At 72.5% G+C, this 13,773-nt stretch carries 13 protein-coding genes; 11 read left to right on the top strand and 2 right to left on the bottom strand.

Annotated elements, in window-relative coordinates; genetic code table 11:
• Positions 1–395: 395 nt before the first annotated feature.
• A complete protein-coding gene (locus ACRYR7_RS04735) occupies positions 396–1,463 on the top strand; it encodes a ParA family protein (RefSeq protein ID WP_432570913.1) in 1,068 nt (355 codons plus the stop codon).
• A 250-nt stretch (positions 1,464–1,713) separates the two neighbouring features.
• On the opposite strand, the gene ACRYR7_RS04730 is transcribed toward ACRYR7_RS04735, so the two are convergent.
• Entirely contained in the window at positions 1,714–2,121 is a 408-nt protein-coding gene (locus ACRYR7_RS04730; RefSeq protein ID WP_432570912.1) for a hypothetical protein, read from the bottom strand.
• Between ACRYR7_RS04730 and ACRYR7_RS04725 the strand changes: the two genes are divergently transcribed.
• From ACRYR7_RS04725 to ACRYR7_RS04710, 4 genes are all read left to right on the top strand, one after another.
• Positions 2,114–2,422: a hypothetical protein gene (locus ACRYR7_RS04725; protein ID WP_432570911.1), complete on the top strand. Its 309-nt coding sequence runs from the start codon at positions 2,114–2,116 to the stop codon at positions 2,420–2,422. The genes ACRYR7_RS04730 and ACRYR7_RS04725 overlap by 8 nt on opposite strands.
• Positions 2,423–2,581: 159 nt before the next feature.
• Positions 2,582–3,220 (top strand): prepilin peptidase, encoded by a 639-nt coding sequence (locus tag ACRYR7_RS04720; protein ID WP_432570910.1) that lies wholly within the window; start codon positions 2,582–2,584, stop codon positions 3,218–3,220.
• Between the two features lie 274 nt (positions 3,221–3,494).
• Complete coding sequence (locus ACRYR7_RS04715) at positions 3,495–3,731, top strand: hypothetical protein (protein WP_432570909.1); 237 nt, start codon at positions 3,495–3,497, stop codon at positions 3,729–3,731.
• A 419-nt stretch (positions 3,732–4,150) separates the two neighbouring features.
• Entirely contained in the window at positions 4,151–5,239 is a 1,089-nt protein-coding gene (locus ACRYR7_RS04710; RefSeq protein ID WP_432570908.1) for a hypothetical protein, read from the top strand.
• A gap of 268 nt (positions 5,240–5,507) precedes the next feature.
• Here the strand turns inward: ACRYR7_RS04710 and ACRYR7_RS04705 are convergent, their stop codons facing one another.
• Positions 5,508–5,816: a hypothetical protein gene (locus ACRYR7_RS04705; RefSeq protein WP_432570907.1), complete on the bottom strand. Its 309-nt coding sequence runs from the start codon at positions 5,814–5,816 to the stop codon at positions 5,508–5,510.
• 502 nt (positions 5,817–6,318) lie between these two features.
• Between ACRYR7_RS04705 and ACRYR7_RS04700 the strand changes: the two genes are divergently transcribed.
• The 6 genes from ACRYR7_RS04700 to ACRYR7_RS04675 all read left to right on the top strand — a co-directional run bounded on the left by ACRYR7_RS04700 (position 6,319) and on the right by ACRYR7_RS04675 (position 13,743).
• Complete coding sequence (locus ACRYR7_RS04700; protein WP_432570906.1) at positions 6,319–7,050, top strand: hypothetical protein; 732 nt, start codon at positions 6,319–6,321, stop codon at positions 7,048–7,050.
• Positions 7,051–7,178: 128 nt separating this feature from the next.
• The gene (locus ACRYR7_RS04695) at positions 7,179–7,946 is read left to right on the top strand and encodes an SAF domain-containing protein (protein WP_432570905.1); all 768 of its coding nucleotides are present in this window, start codon (positions 7,179–7,181) and stop codon (positions 7,944–7,946) included.
• A complete protein-coding gene (locus ACRYR7_RS04690) occupies positions 7,946–8,845 on the top strand; it encodes a hypothetical protein (protein ID WP_432570904.1) in 900 nt (299 codons plus the stop codon). The genes ACRYR7_RS04695 and ACRYR7_RS04690 overlap by 1 nt, the downstream gene beginning before the upstream one ends.
• On the top strand, positions 8,838–11,864 hold the full coding sequence (locus tag ACRYR7_RS04685; RefSeq protein WP_432570903.1) for an ATPase, T2SS/T4P/T4SS family: 3,027 nt from the start codon (positions 8,838–8,840) through the stop codon (positions 11,862–11,864). The genes ACRYR7_RS04690 and ACRYR7_RS04685 overlap by 8 nt, the downstream gene beginning before the upstream one ends.
• Entirely contained in the window at positions 11,861–12,835 is a 975-nt protein-coding gene (locus ACRYR7_RS04680; protein WP_432570902.1) for a type II secretion system F family protein, read from the top strand. The genes ACRYR7_RS04685 and ACRYR7_RS04680 overlap by 4 nt, the downstream gene beginning before the upstream one ends.
• Positions 12,832–13,743 (top strand): type II secretion system F family protein, encoded by a 912-nt coding sequence (locus ACRYR7_RS04675; protein ID WP_432570901.1) that lies wholly within the window; start codon positions 12,832–12,834, stop codon positions 13,741–13,743. Before ACRYR7_RS04680 ends, ACRYR7_RS04675 begins: the two co-directional genes overlap by 4 nt.
• Positions 13,744–13,773 lie beyond the last annotated feature (30 nt).

The following is a 13,773-nucleotide window of genomic DNA, read 5'->3' as shown; positions in this document are numbered from 1 at the left end:
CCGAGGCGACAGCCGTGCTGATGCACCGAGGCGACAGCCGTGCTGATGCACCGAGGCGACAGCCGTGCTGATGCACCGAGGCGACAGCCGTGCTGATGCACCGAGGCGACAGCCGTGCTGATGCACCGAGGCGACAGCCGTGCTGATGCACCACGCCGACAGCCGTGCTGATGCACCGAGGCGACAGCCGTGCTGATGCACCACGCCGACAGCCGCGCTGATGCACCGAGGCGACAGCCGCGCTGATGCACCACGTTGATGCGCGTGTCGACAGCCGGGTTGATGCACTCAGTGGATAGCCTCCGGCGCATGCTTGGCAGTCGAAGGCCCTGGACCGGTGCAGCGAGCGCCGCCCGTCCTGCTCGCCGTGCTGCAGCGGTGGGGGAGTGGTCGTGATGAGGACTGCCCTGAACGCCATCGATTGGGAAGCTCTCGACCGCGTCGTCGCCGTCATCAACGGCAAGGGCGGGGTGCTCAAGACGGCCCTGACGGCTCACCTGGCCGGCCTGACGGCACAGGCTCCGGACTACCGGGTCCTGGCTGTCGACCTCGACGTCCAGGGCAACCTGGCGCTGGACTTCGGAGTGCAGGCCAGCAGCGACCAGGGCCAGGGCCTGATGCAGTCCGTCTTCCTGGGCAAGCCGCTGGAGCCGATGCGCCAGGTCCGCCCGGACCTGGACCTCGTGACGGGCGGTCGAGAGCTGGGCACGTTGTCGGCCTTCATCGCCCAGCAGGCCATGAGTCAGCGCGACCCGGACCTTCCGCTGCGCGCGCTGGCGACGAGCCTGGCGCCCATCGCCGGGGACTACGACTTCATCTTCATCGACTGCCCTCCCGGTGAGGAGGTGCTCCAGCAGATGGCCTTGGGTGCCGCGCGCTGGGTGCTCATCCCCACCCGTACCGACAAGGCCAGCCGGGAGGGCATGATCAAGGTCGCTGAGCGCTTCATCCATGCCCGTGCCGGCAAGGCGCCTCAGCCGCTGGACCTGCTGGCTGTCGTCCTGGCGGGGGTCAACCCCTCGGCCACGACCCTGCGGGCCAACGCCTTGGCGGCCATGCAGGAGGACCTGCAGGAGTTCGGCGTTGATGACACGGAGACCCTGCTGACGACCACGGTCGTGCGCTACGCCGAGACGGTCGCCGTCGGTGCTCGTGACCGCGGCCTCTTGGTGCCGGAGCTGGTCAACGTCGCGGCCGAGGCAGAGCCGTGGTGGCAGGCGCTGCGTGATGGGCGACCCCGGTCGGAGGTGGGGCGCTACCAGTCCGCGTCGGGCGAGAGCCTGGCGGATGACTACTTCTCCCTGGCGGCGGAGGTGCTCGGGCGCATCGGGGAGGAAGAAGCGGCTCGGCGTGAGGCCCTAGAGGCGCACGAGGGCATCGACGCGGGCAGCGACGAGGGCAGCGCGAGCGCACAAGAGCGCCAGGCGGTGCTGCGGGCTGAGGAGCAAGGAGCGCGGGCATGACGGAACCGACCCCGGCCCTGCTCAGGCGCCCGGCTCCCAGCCGCGAGGAAATGAAGGCGGCCTTCAAGCGCAGCAGCCCTTCACAGGCTTCCAAGGCCACTCGAGCTCCTCGGGAGATCCCCACCGGGCTGGCGCGCGCCAGGAGAGGCGCTGCCTCGCCTGAGCCAGCCCAGCCGAGCCGTGAGGAGCCCTCGGCCCTGGCCGACGCACCCGTCGAGCCCGTCGAGCCCGCTGCGACCGCGCCGCAAGCTCACGCGAGCGAGACGGCGCTCGAGGCGCCAGTGAAGCAGGCACCCGAGGCGGTGCCGCTGCAGCCGACCGATCCGGCCACGGGGCCTGAGCCCACGTCGAGCGTGCAGACCTTGACGGACAGCGCCGGACAGGTCGAAGCCGCACCCGGCTCCGGGACGTCCCAGAGCGCGCCGGGGGAGGGGCAGGACGCTGCTGCAGGAGCACCGGCCGCAGCGGCGAGCAGCGTGGCCGGCAGCGCGGTGACCGCGCCCGCGCAGCCGAGTGCACCGGTGCGCACCGCACAGGGGCGGTCGGACAAGAAGGTGGCGCCGCGGCGGGCGGCACCGGCGCGTGCTGCCACTGCCGCGAAGGCGGCCGCGGGCCCGGCGGGTGCGCACCGGACCGTCAGCAAGCTCATGGTGAGCACGCACGAGCTGCTCACCTCCGCGCGCAAGGCGACGGGGCGCACCAACACGGCCCTGGCGCTGCTGGCCATCGACCACCAGGCCGCTCACCTGCCGCGCTTGCTGCAGCAGAGCCGCTCGCTGCGCAGCGGCTCCCTCTTCAAGGACCTGCCTGGCGAGGTGGAGCGCCGGGTGCGCGTCACCTTGGACTTCACCCCCGCCCAGGTGGAGGTGATCGACGACCTGGCCAGGCAGCACGGCACCAATCGCCAGCAGCTCATCGACGTGGCCGTGGCCGCCGAGTACGGCACGGCCACGGGGTGAGCAGGCTCACGGGTGCCGCCGCTTCCAGGCGGCGGCGCGCGTGAGCGTGCGCGCCAGCAGCGGGTGGGGCCGCAGCGGGGGAGTGGTGCCGGTGCCGCTGTCGTCACCCCTGCCCGCTGAGCCTGCCACCAGCGGGCACCGGGGAGGACGTCGCACTCCATGCTGATCGCAGCAGCGGTGCCCGTCGCGCTGGCCGCCTGGGGAGCTTCCGCGCTCGTGGACCGGCGCCCCAGCGCCCCACCGGCACGCCGGGGACGCTGGTGGAGCCACGCGGTGGCCGGTGCGCTCGCGGCGCTGTTCGCCGCTGCCGCCGCCCGGGTGCTGCAGGGCCCGCTCTCCTGGGTGCCGTTCGCCTACCTGGCGGTGGCCGGCGTGGCGATGGCCCGCATCGACCTGCACGAGCTGCGCTTGCCGGACCGGCTGGTGCTGCCGGCCTACCCGCTCACCGCCGTCTGCTTCGCGGCGGCGGCGGTCGGGGAGGGTCAGTGGATGGCGCTGGGGCGCGCGGCGGGTGGGGGAGTGCTGCTGTGGGGGCTGTACCGCCTGCTGCGTGCGCTGCGCCCCGGTGAGCTCGGGCGCGGTGACGTCAAGCTCGCCGGGGTGCTCGGTGCGCAGCTGGCCTGGCTGGGCTGGGGCGCGTGGTGGGCCGGGGCGATGCTCGGCTTCGTCCTCTTCGCGGTGGTCGGGATCATCACCCTGCGCTCGCAGCGCACCTCGTGGCGCGCTCGGCGCGCCTTCGGCCCGTACATGCTCGCCGGTGAGCTGGCCGTGGTCAGCGGCCTCGCCCTCGTCTCCTGACACCGCGGCCGTGACGCCGTGACGGTCGTCACGCGACTTCCCCGATGAAGTGTGTCCGGTTCGGCCCCTGAGGCGTACCTGGTCGTGGTGTGAACAGCTTCCTCGTCCCGCCGACCACCCGATCGACCTCCGGCGCCGCCCCTCGCGGCGCGGGCGCCCAGAGCGCCGGGGAGGGTGCGCGCCGCGGGCGCGCCGACATCGGCAAGATCGACACGCCGCGCGCGTCGCGCCCCGCATCCTCGACTCCGAGTCTGCGTTGCGGTAGACCATGCGCATGGCTGAACGAAGGAAGCCCGGTCCCGTCCCCCGCGGGGTGCGCGAGCAGGTCACCATTCGCGTGCCTGTCGACCACAAGCGCGCCTACGAGCAGCGAGCGCGTGAGCTCGGCATCCCTCTCACGGACTACTTCACGCTGGTCATGGCGCGCGCTCACGCCTTCGCCGACCCGGACTTCATCCGCCCCGTCGACGCCGACGGGCCCAGACAGCAGGAGCTGCGCATCAGCGCCTAGCTCCGCACACGACGACGGCGGCTTCGCCGGTCGGGAGCGCCAACTCCCGTACTGACCGACTCCGCCGCCGTCCGGCCCCCTCGATCGCATTGGCTGCCCAGCCGCAATACCACTCAGGAGCTAGTCATGAGCGTAGACGCTCACCCCGGCTTTCGTGTAGTCCGAAGCGGGCGACACGCCGCGTCACACCCTGCTTGTGGTACGGACGTGACCCCGCGTGTGCGCTGCGTACACCTCAGCAGCCTCACCAGTCACACCCTCTCCGGCAGCCGCATGGCGTCCCCGATGGCCGCTGAGCACCGCGCCTGCAGGCACACCCCACCGATCAGCAGTCCGGTCAGCAGTCCGATCGACGGCGCCGCCTCGACGACCCGCCGCCGCGTCAGCGACCGGCTCCTCACGATGGGCGGGGCCCTCTGATGGCCGTGATCAGGGGCGCGCTGCCCACCGACAACTTCACGGTCGTCTCCAACGACTGGGCCCGTGACCCCGACCTGAGCCTGAAGGCCAAGGGGCTGCTGCTGGCGATCTCCTCCCACAAGGAGGGCTACCGGCTGACCATCCAGCAGCTGATCGCGCAGAACAAGGACGGCCGCGACGCGATCTACGCGGGTCTGCGCGAGCTCGTCGACGCCGGCTACATGGTGCTCATCCAGAACCGCAGCGACGGCGGCCGGATGGCCGAGGTGGACTACAGGCTCACCGGCAAGCTGAGCCGGGAGGACCAGGTGGAGCAGCCGGCGGGGGAGGAGCAGCCCCGCTCCAAGAAGCGTCGCCGCAGCTCAGCACCGTTTACGGAAAAGCCGGATACGGCGGTCGAGGCCGCGCCCTCCGCACCGTATGCGGATTTTCCGTATACGGCTGAGCCGGATACGGATCCTCCGTGTACGGAGGATCCGACCCTTAGAACATCAATACCTAAGAAGATCACCACACCCAAGAAGACGAACCACGTCACGTCTACGTCCGCACGTGACGTGACGTCGGCCGCGGATCGAGGGAGGAGAGCGCGCACCCCGGCGCGGGGCCCGGTGTCGGCCAGCGCCGGCGACGGCAGCACCGCCGCCGGCACCGGCGTCGAGGTCAGCGTCGAGGTCGGTCTCGACGCCGACGTCGACGTCGACGAGGTCGAGCGCACCGTGGTGCAGCTGCCGCAGCAGCTGCACCCCACCGGCAGGGACGCGGTGCGGCTGCGCGGCCTCGTCGAGCAGCGGATGCGGCGTGGCTGGACGCGGCAGGACATCCTGGAGACGGTGGACCGCCGCCTGCGCCCGGGCGCCCTGGACAACCCCTGCGGCCTGTTCGCCAAGACGCTCGTGCCGCTGGAGGAGGCTCCTCCGCACCCGCACCAGGTCCAGCTGACCCTGATCAAGCCCTGGTGCGGGCAGTGCGACGAAAGGACCCGACGCGTCCTCGACGAGAGCGGCTTCCCCGACTTCACCCAGCCGACGTGCACCGAGTGCGAGCAGCTGACCTTCGCTCAGCACATGGAGCGGGGAGCGTCGTGACCTGCCTGCCGTCCAGGGGGCAGGTCATCGACAGCGGCGTCCTGGAGATCAAGACCTCGACCTCCGGACGCGTGCCGGCGCGCTCGCTCCCCGGGGGCTCGGCATCGCTGATGCGGCTGTACCAAGCGCCCACCGAGGGTGGGGCGCGCCGACCGCACCCGTCCCGGGCCGGATCGCTGCCTCGTCGGGTGGCCGTGCGCACTTGCGCTCCTGCCGACGCTCGCCGGGATCGCCCGCAGGTGCCGTGCAGCGACCTCGCCCGCTCCCGTCAGCCGCGACGGAGGTTGTTGTCGATGGCCAGGAAGCCGATGGCCGGATCGGGGTCCGGCCCTCTCCAGTCCTTGATGCAGATGACGCCGTCGCCGTTGCGGTCGATCCGGGCGAAGAATCCCGGATCCTGCGGGTTGGTCAGCTGCGTGCTGGCGAACCACGGCGCGTGGCAGGCGCCCGGCGGCACCGGTACCGCGGCCGCCGTACCCGCCCCGGTGACGCCGAGCGCGGCCGCGGCCACCGCTGCCGCCGCCGCCCGCGCCGTACGCACCCGCCACGACCCCGTCGTCCCGCTGTGCAGCCCCATGGCCGTCCCCCTTATCGCACCCCCGGTGCACCAGCGCCTCGTCGCGCTGCCCGGCGGCTCCCGGTGCCGCGACGCTACTGCGCGAGCGATGGTGCGCACAGCCCTCGTGGGAGGGGCTCGGCGCTAGGGCTTGCGATCCGTGCGGACGCGCCGGTGGCCAGCCCCAGCCCGCAGGCGGGAGCGCCGCCAGCTCGAGCAGGTCGCCGACGGCGGTGATCACGGCGGCGATCATCGCCCTGTGGCCGGTGCACCCGCACCGGCGGACGGGCCGACGCCTACCGGCGCGCTGCTGCTGGACCCCCTCACCGACCACGCCGGGCCGGCCGGTGAGCGCCAGCCTCGGTGGCGTCGTCAGCCAGGCAGTCGCTCGGAAGTGGTGTGTCCGGTCTTGGCCGCTTCGCCTACCTGAGTCGTGATGAGGAACCCCCTGGTTCCTCGAGCGGCTCCGGCGGGCCGCTCCCGCTACGGGCCGGCCGCGTGCCGGAGGGGGTAGGTGGCGACGGTGGGCACCACCAACGAGGACCGGGACGGCGACGTCGAGGTCGAGCTGGGGGAGCGGGCGCACGAGCCAGTGGGGTCCTTCGCCGAGGAGCTCGGCGAGCTGCGGCACCGCCGCGAGCACCAGCGCCTGCGCGAGCAGCTGCTCACGCAGGCGGCAGACGTCGTCGACCTCGACCAGGACGAGCGGGACATCGGCGAGGCGGCAGCCCTGAGCCTGCAGCGGGCCGGTGGCCACCTCGCCGGCCAGGACGCCTGCCCGACGTGCGCCGCCGCGCGCGCCGCGAGTGCCCAGCTGGCCGGTCGTGCCGGTGCGCGACGCCGGGCCGCCGAGGTCGAGGCCGGGCGGGCCGAGCTCGCCCGCGTGCTCTGCGCCTACCGGCAGGAGCAGCGGACCGAGGACCGCTCCCAGCTGCGGGGCGTCGTGACGTCGCTGTTCGTCGCCGGCTGGTGCCTGGCCCGCGAACACGCCTGGTCGCTGCCAGGAGGGTGGCTGGTGCCCGCCGCCACCCTCCTGGGGGCGGTGGGGCTCTACCGCGCCTGCGAGCCGTGGCTGCTGAACGCCTGCCAGCGCCGCTTCCCCTGGCGTGAGCCCTCGCCGCAGGTGCTGCGGCGCTGGCTGCGGTGGCAGCACCGGTGGGGCAGTCACCACGAGCTCCGCTGGCCCGGTGACGAGCTCTGGCCGGCGAGCAGCGGTCAGCTGCGCGACACCACCTGCGTAATCCTGCGGGAGTAGCAACCATTACTCTGAGCGTGCAACACTGACGCGAAAGGCGCCCCGCGCGAACCCCTGCCGAGCACCGCGACGACACGCAGCGCGACATCAGTCGCAACGACCAGGCCAGCTGCGGGAGGACACCCACCGTGACGGTACCCACCACACGCCCCCACCAGGGCCCGGCGACGCTGAACGGCAGCTCCCCGCAGGCCGGCGACCCCGGCAGAAGACGGGGCGGCAAGGCGAGCGGCCGGCAGAGCGCCAGCCCCACCAGCTCGAGCCGACGCCCGCAGTTCGCCGCCCGCCCGGCGACCCCCGTGCGCGGGCGCCGTCGCCCTGCCCTCATCGGTGCCGGTGCGCTCCTCATCGTCCTGCCCAGCCTGGCAGCGGCCTGGTTCTTCAACTCCAGCCGCGACGTCAGCTCCGCGCTGGTCATGGCCCAGAGCGTCGAAGCCGGAGCGGTCATCGAGCGCGACGACCTCAGCGTGGCCGAGCTGCCGCAGGACTCCAGCCTGCGCAGCATCGACCCCTCGCGCGCCGAGACGGTCCTCGGCCAGCGCGCCGCCACCGACCTGCCCGTCGGCGCGGTCTTGAACCCGGACTCCACCGTCGCCGAGGTCGTGCCCGCCAAGGAGCGAGCCGTCGTCGGCGTGCTGCTCACCCCGGCGCAGATGCCGCAGGACACCCTGCGCGTGGGAGACAACGTCCGCCTCGTCGACGTCCCCGCCAACGACACCACCTTGAGCCTTCAGAACCCGGCCAGCATCGACGGGGTCATCGCCTCCGTCGGCGCTCCGGACGCCAACGGCGCCACCGTCGTCAACGTCGACGTCCAGGCCGGGCAGGCGGCGCTGCTCGCCTCGCACGCCGCCATCAGCCGCATCACCCTCGTCCTCGACGCCAGGGAACGCTGATGGCCACCATCGCCCTCGTCAGCGCCAAGGGCGCTCCCGGCGTGACCACGACGGCGCTGGCGCTGACCTTGACGTGGCCCAATCACGTCCTGCTCGCCGAGTGCGACCCGGCCGCCGGCAACGCCATCCTCGCCGGGTACGGACAGCACCTCGCCGACGTCAGCCAGGGCCTGATCGGTCTGGCGCTGGCCGAGCGCCACGGTCAGTGGGGCGAGGCGATGGTCTGGGCGCAGACCATGCAGCTGCGGGAGGGCAAGCACCTGCTGCCCGGGCTGGCCGAGAGCGCGCAGGCGGCGAGCATCAACCCGCTGTGGTCACGCCTGGCCAACACCTTCACCAGCCTCGAGCGCGGGGGAGTGGACGTCGTCATCGACGCCGGCCGCCTCGGCGCCGTCCACTCGCCCATGCCGCTGCTGCGTCAAGCCGACGTCGTCCTGCTCCTCACCCGCAGCAACCTGCCGGCGATCTCCGCCGCCCGAGCGCACCTGAACGCCCTGCGCGCCGACCTGGTCGAACGCGGCACCGGCGCTGACGGGCTCGCTCTGCTGCTGGTCGGCGAGGGCCAGCCGTACTCCGCCCGCGAGATCGCCACGAGCCTGCAGGCACCCGTGCTCGCCTCGCTGGCCTGGGACCCTCTGGCCGCTGACGTCTACACCTACGGCGCCACGGCTCACCGCCGCCACGACAACTCCGCCTTCCTGCGCAGCGTGCGCGCCAGCCACGACCCCATCGGCCAGCTGCTCAACCGGCGCGCCGGGCAGCTGCGCGCCCCGCACCCCCCACCCGGCGGCACGCCTCCCACTGCTCCCGCGGCCACCAGCGCCGCGACACCCCGTCTCCGGGCCGGCAGCCGCCCGGCGACGATCTCCCACACCACCGCGGAGAACGCCCGTGCCTGACCTCGACATCGCAGACCCCGCGCACCCCTCCCTCGACGACGCTCTCGAGCGCCTAACCACCGCACCCGCAGCCCGGCGCTCGCGCGCCGGATCCGGCCAGCGTCCCGGCCTGCCCGGCACCACGGCCGGCACCGACCCCAGCTTCATCGGCGCCACGCCCAGCGCGCCCCAGCCGGCACCGCGGGACGACGTCTCCACCTCGGCGACAGGCGGTGCTGGCAAGCGCGACCCGCTGCGCGACGACATCAACGGTGTCCCGAGGGACGACATCAACTGGGACCTGGTCACCATGCTGCGCCAGCAGGCAGCTGAGCGCTTGACCGTCCGCGAGCTGGCCCGTCCCGAACTCGACCAGGGCGCGCGCGAGGAGATGGGCCGCAGCGTCATCGCCGAGGTCCTGCGCGAGCACGCCGACAGCGCCATCGGCGTCGGGGACAACTTCACCCCCGACCAGGAGCAGCAGGTCGCCAAGGCGCTGTTCGACATGCTCTACCGCGCCGGGCGCCTGCAACCCCTGCTGGACATCCCCGGAGTGGAGAACATCCGCATCCAGGGCTGCGACAACGTCATGGTCCGCGTCAGCGGCAGCCAGTGGCAGGTCGCCCCGCCGGTCGCGCGCAGCGACCAAGAGCTCATCGAGACGCTGCAGTTCCTGGCCACCCGCAGCGGGCAGAGCGAGCGCGCCTTCACCGCCTCCAGCCCACACCTGCACATGGTGCTGCCCGGTGGTGCGCGCCTGGCCGCCAACAGCTGGACGACCCCGCGCCCGGTGGTCACCATCCGCGTCCACCGCCACGTCGACGTCGACCTCGACGACCTCGTCGAGCTCGGCATGCTCGACGAGGCGATCGCGCAGTTCCTGCGCGCCTGCGTCAGCGCCCGCAAGAGCATCATGGTCGCTGGTGACCAGTCCGCGGGCAAAGCCTTGGCCCTGGACACCGAGGTCCCCACCCCGGCGGGGTGGACCACCATGGGGGCGTTGAACGCCGGTGATCAGGTGTTCGCCGAGGACGGCACGCCGTGCACCGTGCTGGCGGCCCACGACGTCCAGCTGCAGCGTGAGTGCTACGAGGTCGTCTTCGACGACGGCACGAGCGTCACCGCCGATGGTGATCACCTGTGGCGGGTCAGCCGACGCACCGCGCGCATGGCCGCGCACAGGAGGACGCTCAAGGGGCCTGGCCACTACGTCGACGAGGCCGAGCGTGCTCGCCTGTGGGCCTTCGCCGAGCAGGTCGCCGCCGAACCCGACCGCCAGGTCACCGTGAGCGAGTTCAGCACCGAGGTCGGAGCCGCGCACCGCGAGATCGCCCACCGCGAGGCGCTGCGCACGGGACCCGGCGGACACACCTACCTCTCCTGGACCCGTCACGACGGGCGTCGCGGCGGGCGGCCGATGCACACCTACTCGCGCCAGGCGCTGGCCAAGGCCCTGGCGCTCGCGCGCGACACCCCGACCCGCGGGCGCGTCCCCCGCCCCGAGACCCAGGTGCTCACCACCCGGCAGATCCTCGAAGCCGGCCTGTGGAGCCACGGGGAGAGCACGTGGCGCACCCGCGACTTCGTCATCGACCTGAGCCAGCCCGTGCAGTACGCACCGACCGCTCAACCCGTCGACCCCTACGTCCTGGGCATCTGGCTGGGCGACGGAGCCACCTCGGGGGCGCGGATCACCACCGCCGACCCGGAGGTGCTCGACGAGCTCGCGCAGGCGGGCTACCCCCACGCGAAGGTGGGGCGCAGCAAGTACGACTACTCCATCGCCGGCAACCTGCACTGCCGCCTGCGCGCCCTGCACGTGCTCGGGGACAAGCACATCCCCGCGGTGTACCTGCGCGGTTCCGTCGAGCAGCGGCTCGCCCTCTTGCAAGGACTCATGGACTCCGACGGGACCGCGACGAGGAGCGGGTCCTGCGAGTTCACCTCAACCCTGCGCATCCTCGCTGAGCAGACGCACGAGCTGGTGTGCAGCCTGGGGTACAAGGCGCACCTGCGCTCCAAGCCGGTCATCTGGAAGGGACAGCCGACCGGCACCTCCTGGACGGTCTCGTGGACCACGAAGGACCCCATGTTCCGCCTGCCGCGCAAGCTTCAGCGCCAGGAACGACGCAAGAGCGCCGGCCCGCGCGCCCGCGCCATCGTCGACATCCGCCCGGTCGCCTCGGTCCCCGTGCGGTGCATCACCGTCGATTCGCCGTCATCGCTCTTCCTGATCACCCGTGCCTTCGTCGCCACGCACAACACCACGCTGCTGCGCGCGCTGGCCAACGAGCTGGACCCGTGGGAGTCGATCGCGACGATCGAGACCGAGTACGAGCTCTTCCTCCACCTCTCGCCCGAGCGCCACCGCCTGATCCTGGCGATGGAAGCGCGACCGGGAACCGGCGAGCGGCAGGCCGACGGCACGCGCAGCGGCGAGGTGAGCTTGACCGACCACCTGGAGAGCTCCCTGCGGCACTCGCTGAGCCGCATCATCGTCGGCGAGTGCCGCGGTCCCGAGGTCGGTCCCATGCTGCAGGCCATGCAGGCCGGCGCCGGTGCGATGTCCACCGTGCACGCCGTCAGCGCGGAGAAGACGGTCCAGCGCCTGGTCACCATGCTGGCCAACTACATGCCGGGCGCCACCCCCGACTTCGCGCTGCTGCAGATCGCCAGCAGCATCGACGTGATCGTGCAGCTGCGCGTGATGCCCACCAGGACCGGCGGCGGCTACCGCTACGTCTCCGAGGTCATCCAGCTGGGCGGGCTGGCCGACGGCGCCACCGGCATGGCCGACACCACCCACGTCTTCGCCCCCGGTGAGGACCGCCGGGCAGTCCCGGCCCACCAGCCGACGTGGCTGAGCGACCTGGAGGACGTCGGCTTCGATGCGGGCTGGCTCACCCCGGGTGTCGGGTACTGGCCCGAGCTGGAGCCGCTGCTCGGCTTCGAGGGGGAGCTCGACGACGCGGACGACGACGCCAGTGACGACGAGGCCGGGCAGTACGAGCACGCGCCGGCCGCTGGCGGTGCGCGGTGACCGGCACGCTCGGCGCCCTGATCGGCGCCAGCGCCGGCCTGGGAGTCCTGCTGCTCATCCTCGGGTTCAAGCGCAGCGAACCCACCGATGCGCACCTGATGCTCTCCCAGCGCCGGCGGCTGAGCCTGCGGCGGATGCGGCGCGCAGTAAGCACCGAGGCGACCAACCCCAAGCGCCTGCGCGTGTACCTCGTCATCGTCGCCGCGCTGGCCGGTGCGCTCGTGTGGCTGCTCAGCGGCTGGATCATCGCCGTCCTCGTGCTGCCTATCGCCGCGCTGGTGCTGCCCGTGGTGCTCGCCGGCCTGCTGGGCAAGTCCCCGCAGGTCGCAGTCATCGAGCGCCTCGAAGCCATGGAGGAGTGGACGCGCAACCTCGCCGGAGTCCTCGGTGTCGGCGGCGCCGGCCTGGAGGCAGCCATCACCGCCTCCCGCGCTTCGTGCCCCAAGGCTCTGCACCCGCACGTGGCCCTGCTCGTCGCACGCCTGGCCGCCCGGACGCCCACGGACCTGGCGTTGCGCCAGTTCGCCGACGACGTCGACGACGCCACCGGCGACCTGATCGCCAGCGCGCTGATCCTGGCCGCTCAACGCCGCGGCGAGGGCGTGGTGAAGGTGCTGGAGAACCTGGCCGAGACGGTCTCCGACGAGGTGCGCATGCGCCGCGACATCGAAGCCGACCGGGCCAAGCCGCGCACCACCGCCAGGCTGGTGACGCTGCTGACCCTGGCGGCGCTGTTGTACCTCTTCGCCAGCGGCACCTACCTGGCCCCTTACAAGGACGGTGTCGGCCAGGTCATCCTGCTGGCGCTGCTCAGCGCCTACGTCTGCTGCCTGCTGTGGATGCAGCGCCTGGCGCGGGTGCGTCCCAGCCCGCGCTTCCTGTCCGCCGACCACGCCGTGGGCCTGCGCCCCGACGGCGGCACCTCGCGCGTGGACCGGCCGGCGCTCGCAGTGAGGGCAGGCGCGCGGTGATTCCGCTCGTGGTGCTCCTGGGCGCCCTCGTCGGCGTCGGCCTGCTCGTGCTCGCGCGCGAGTTCATCCCGCAGCAGGCGCGGCTGTCGGACGCCCTGCAGCGCCTGGACACCTCGCCGACGCTGTCCTACCGCTACCGCCCCGAGGCCGTGGAGAGCGGTGCGCAGGCCAAGGTGGGGCACTGGCTGGAGAAGCGGATGCCTCCCGGGTTGCGCGGGCAGGTGCTCGGACCCGACCTGGCCCTGCTGGGTCGCTCGAGCGCGAACTTCCTCGGCGAGAAGGCGCTCACGGCGCTCGTCGGCTTCATGCTCCCCATCGTCGGCACGATGACGATGACGATCGCCGGCTCGCTGATGGGCGCTCCGCTCTCCCTGCCCTTCATGCTCCCCGCCGGTGCGGCGGTCGGCTTGGCCGTCATCGGGTTCCTGCTGCCCGACGCGCAGCTGAAGCAGCGCGCCGCCATCGCCCGCTTGGAGTTCTCCCGCGCCGTGGGTGCCTACATCGAGCTGGTGGCACTGGAGCGCAAGGCGTCCTCCGGGCCGGTGCAGGCGCTGGAACGGGCCGCTGAGGTCAGCGACTCGTGGGTCTTCCGCCGCATCCGCGAGGAGCTGCGCCTGGCCAAGATCTCCGGTGTGCCGGCCTGGGACAACCTGCAGGTCTTCGCGACTGAGATCGGTGTCAGCGAGCTGTCCGACCTCGCCGACATCATGCGCCTGGCCGGTACGCAGAACGCCGCGGTCGCCGAGAACCTGCACGCTCGCTCGCGCAGCCTGCGAGGCGCCCTGCTCAGCCACGAGAAGGCGCAAGCAGCTGCGGACTCCACGCGTACGACCTTCCCCATCGCGACGCTGGGCCTGATCTTCCTGGCGCTCCTGATCATCCCCGCCGGCCTCACCATCTACGGCTGACGAGGAACCGTCCCACCGCCCCCGCAGAAG

The sequence above is a fragment of the Kineococcus gurbantunggutensis genome (genome assembly GCF_050871925.1).
Taxonomy (GTDB): Bacteria; Actinomycetota; Actinomycetes; order Actinomycetales; family Kineococcaceae; genus Kineococcus.
This window is presented reverse-complemented; position numbering and strand designations above follow the sequence as displayed.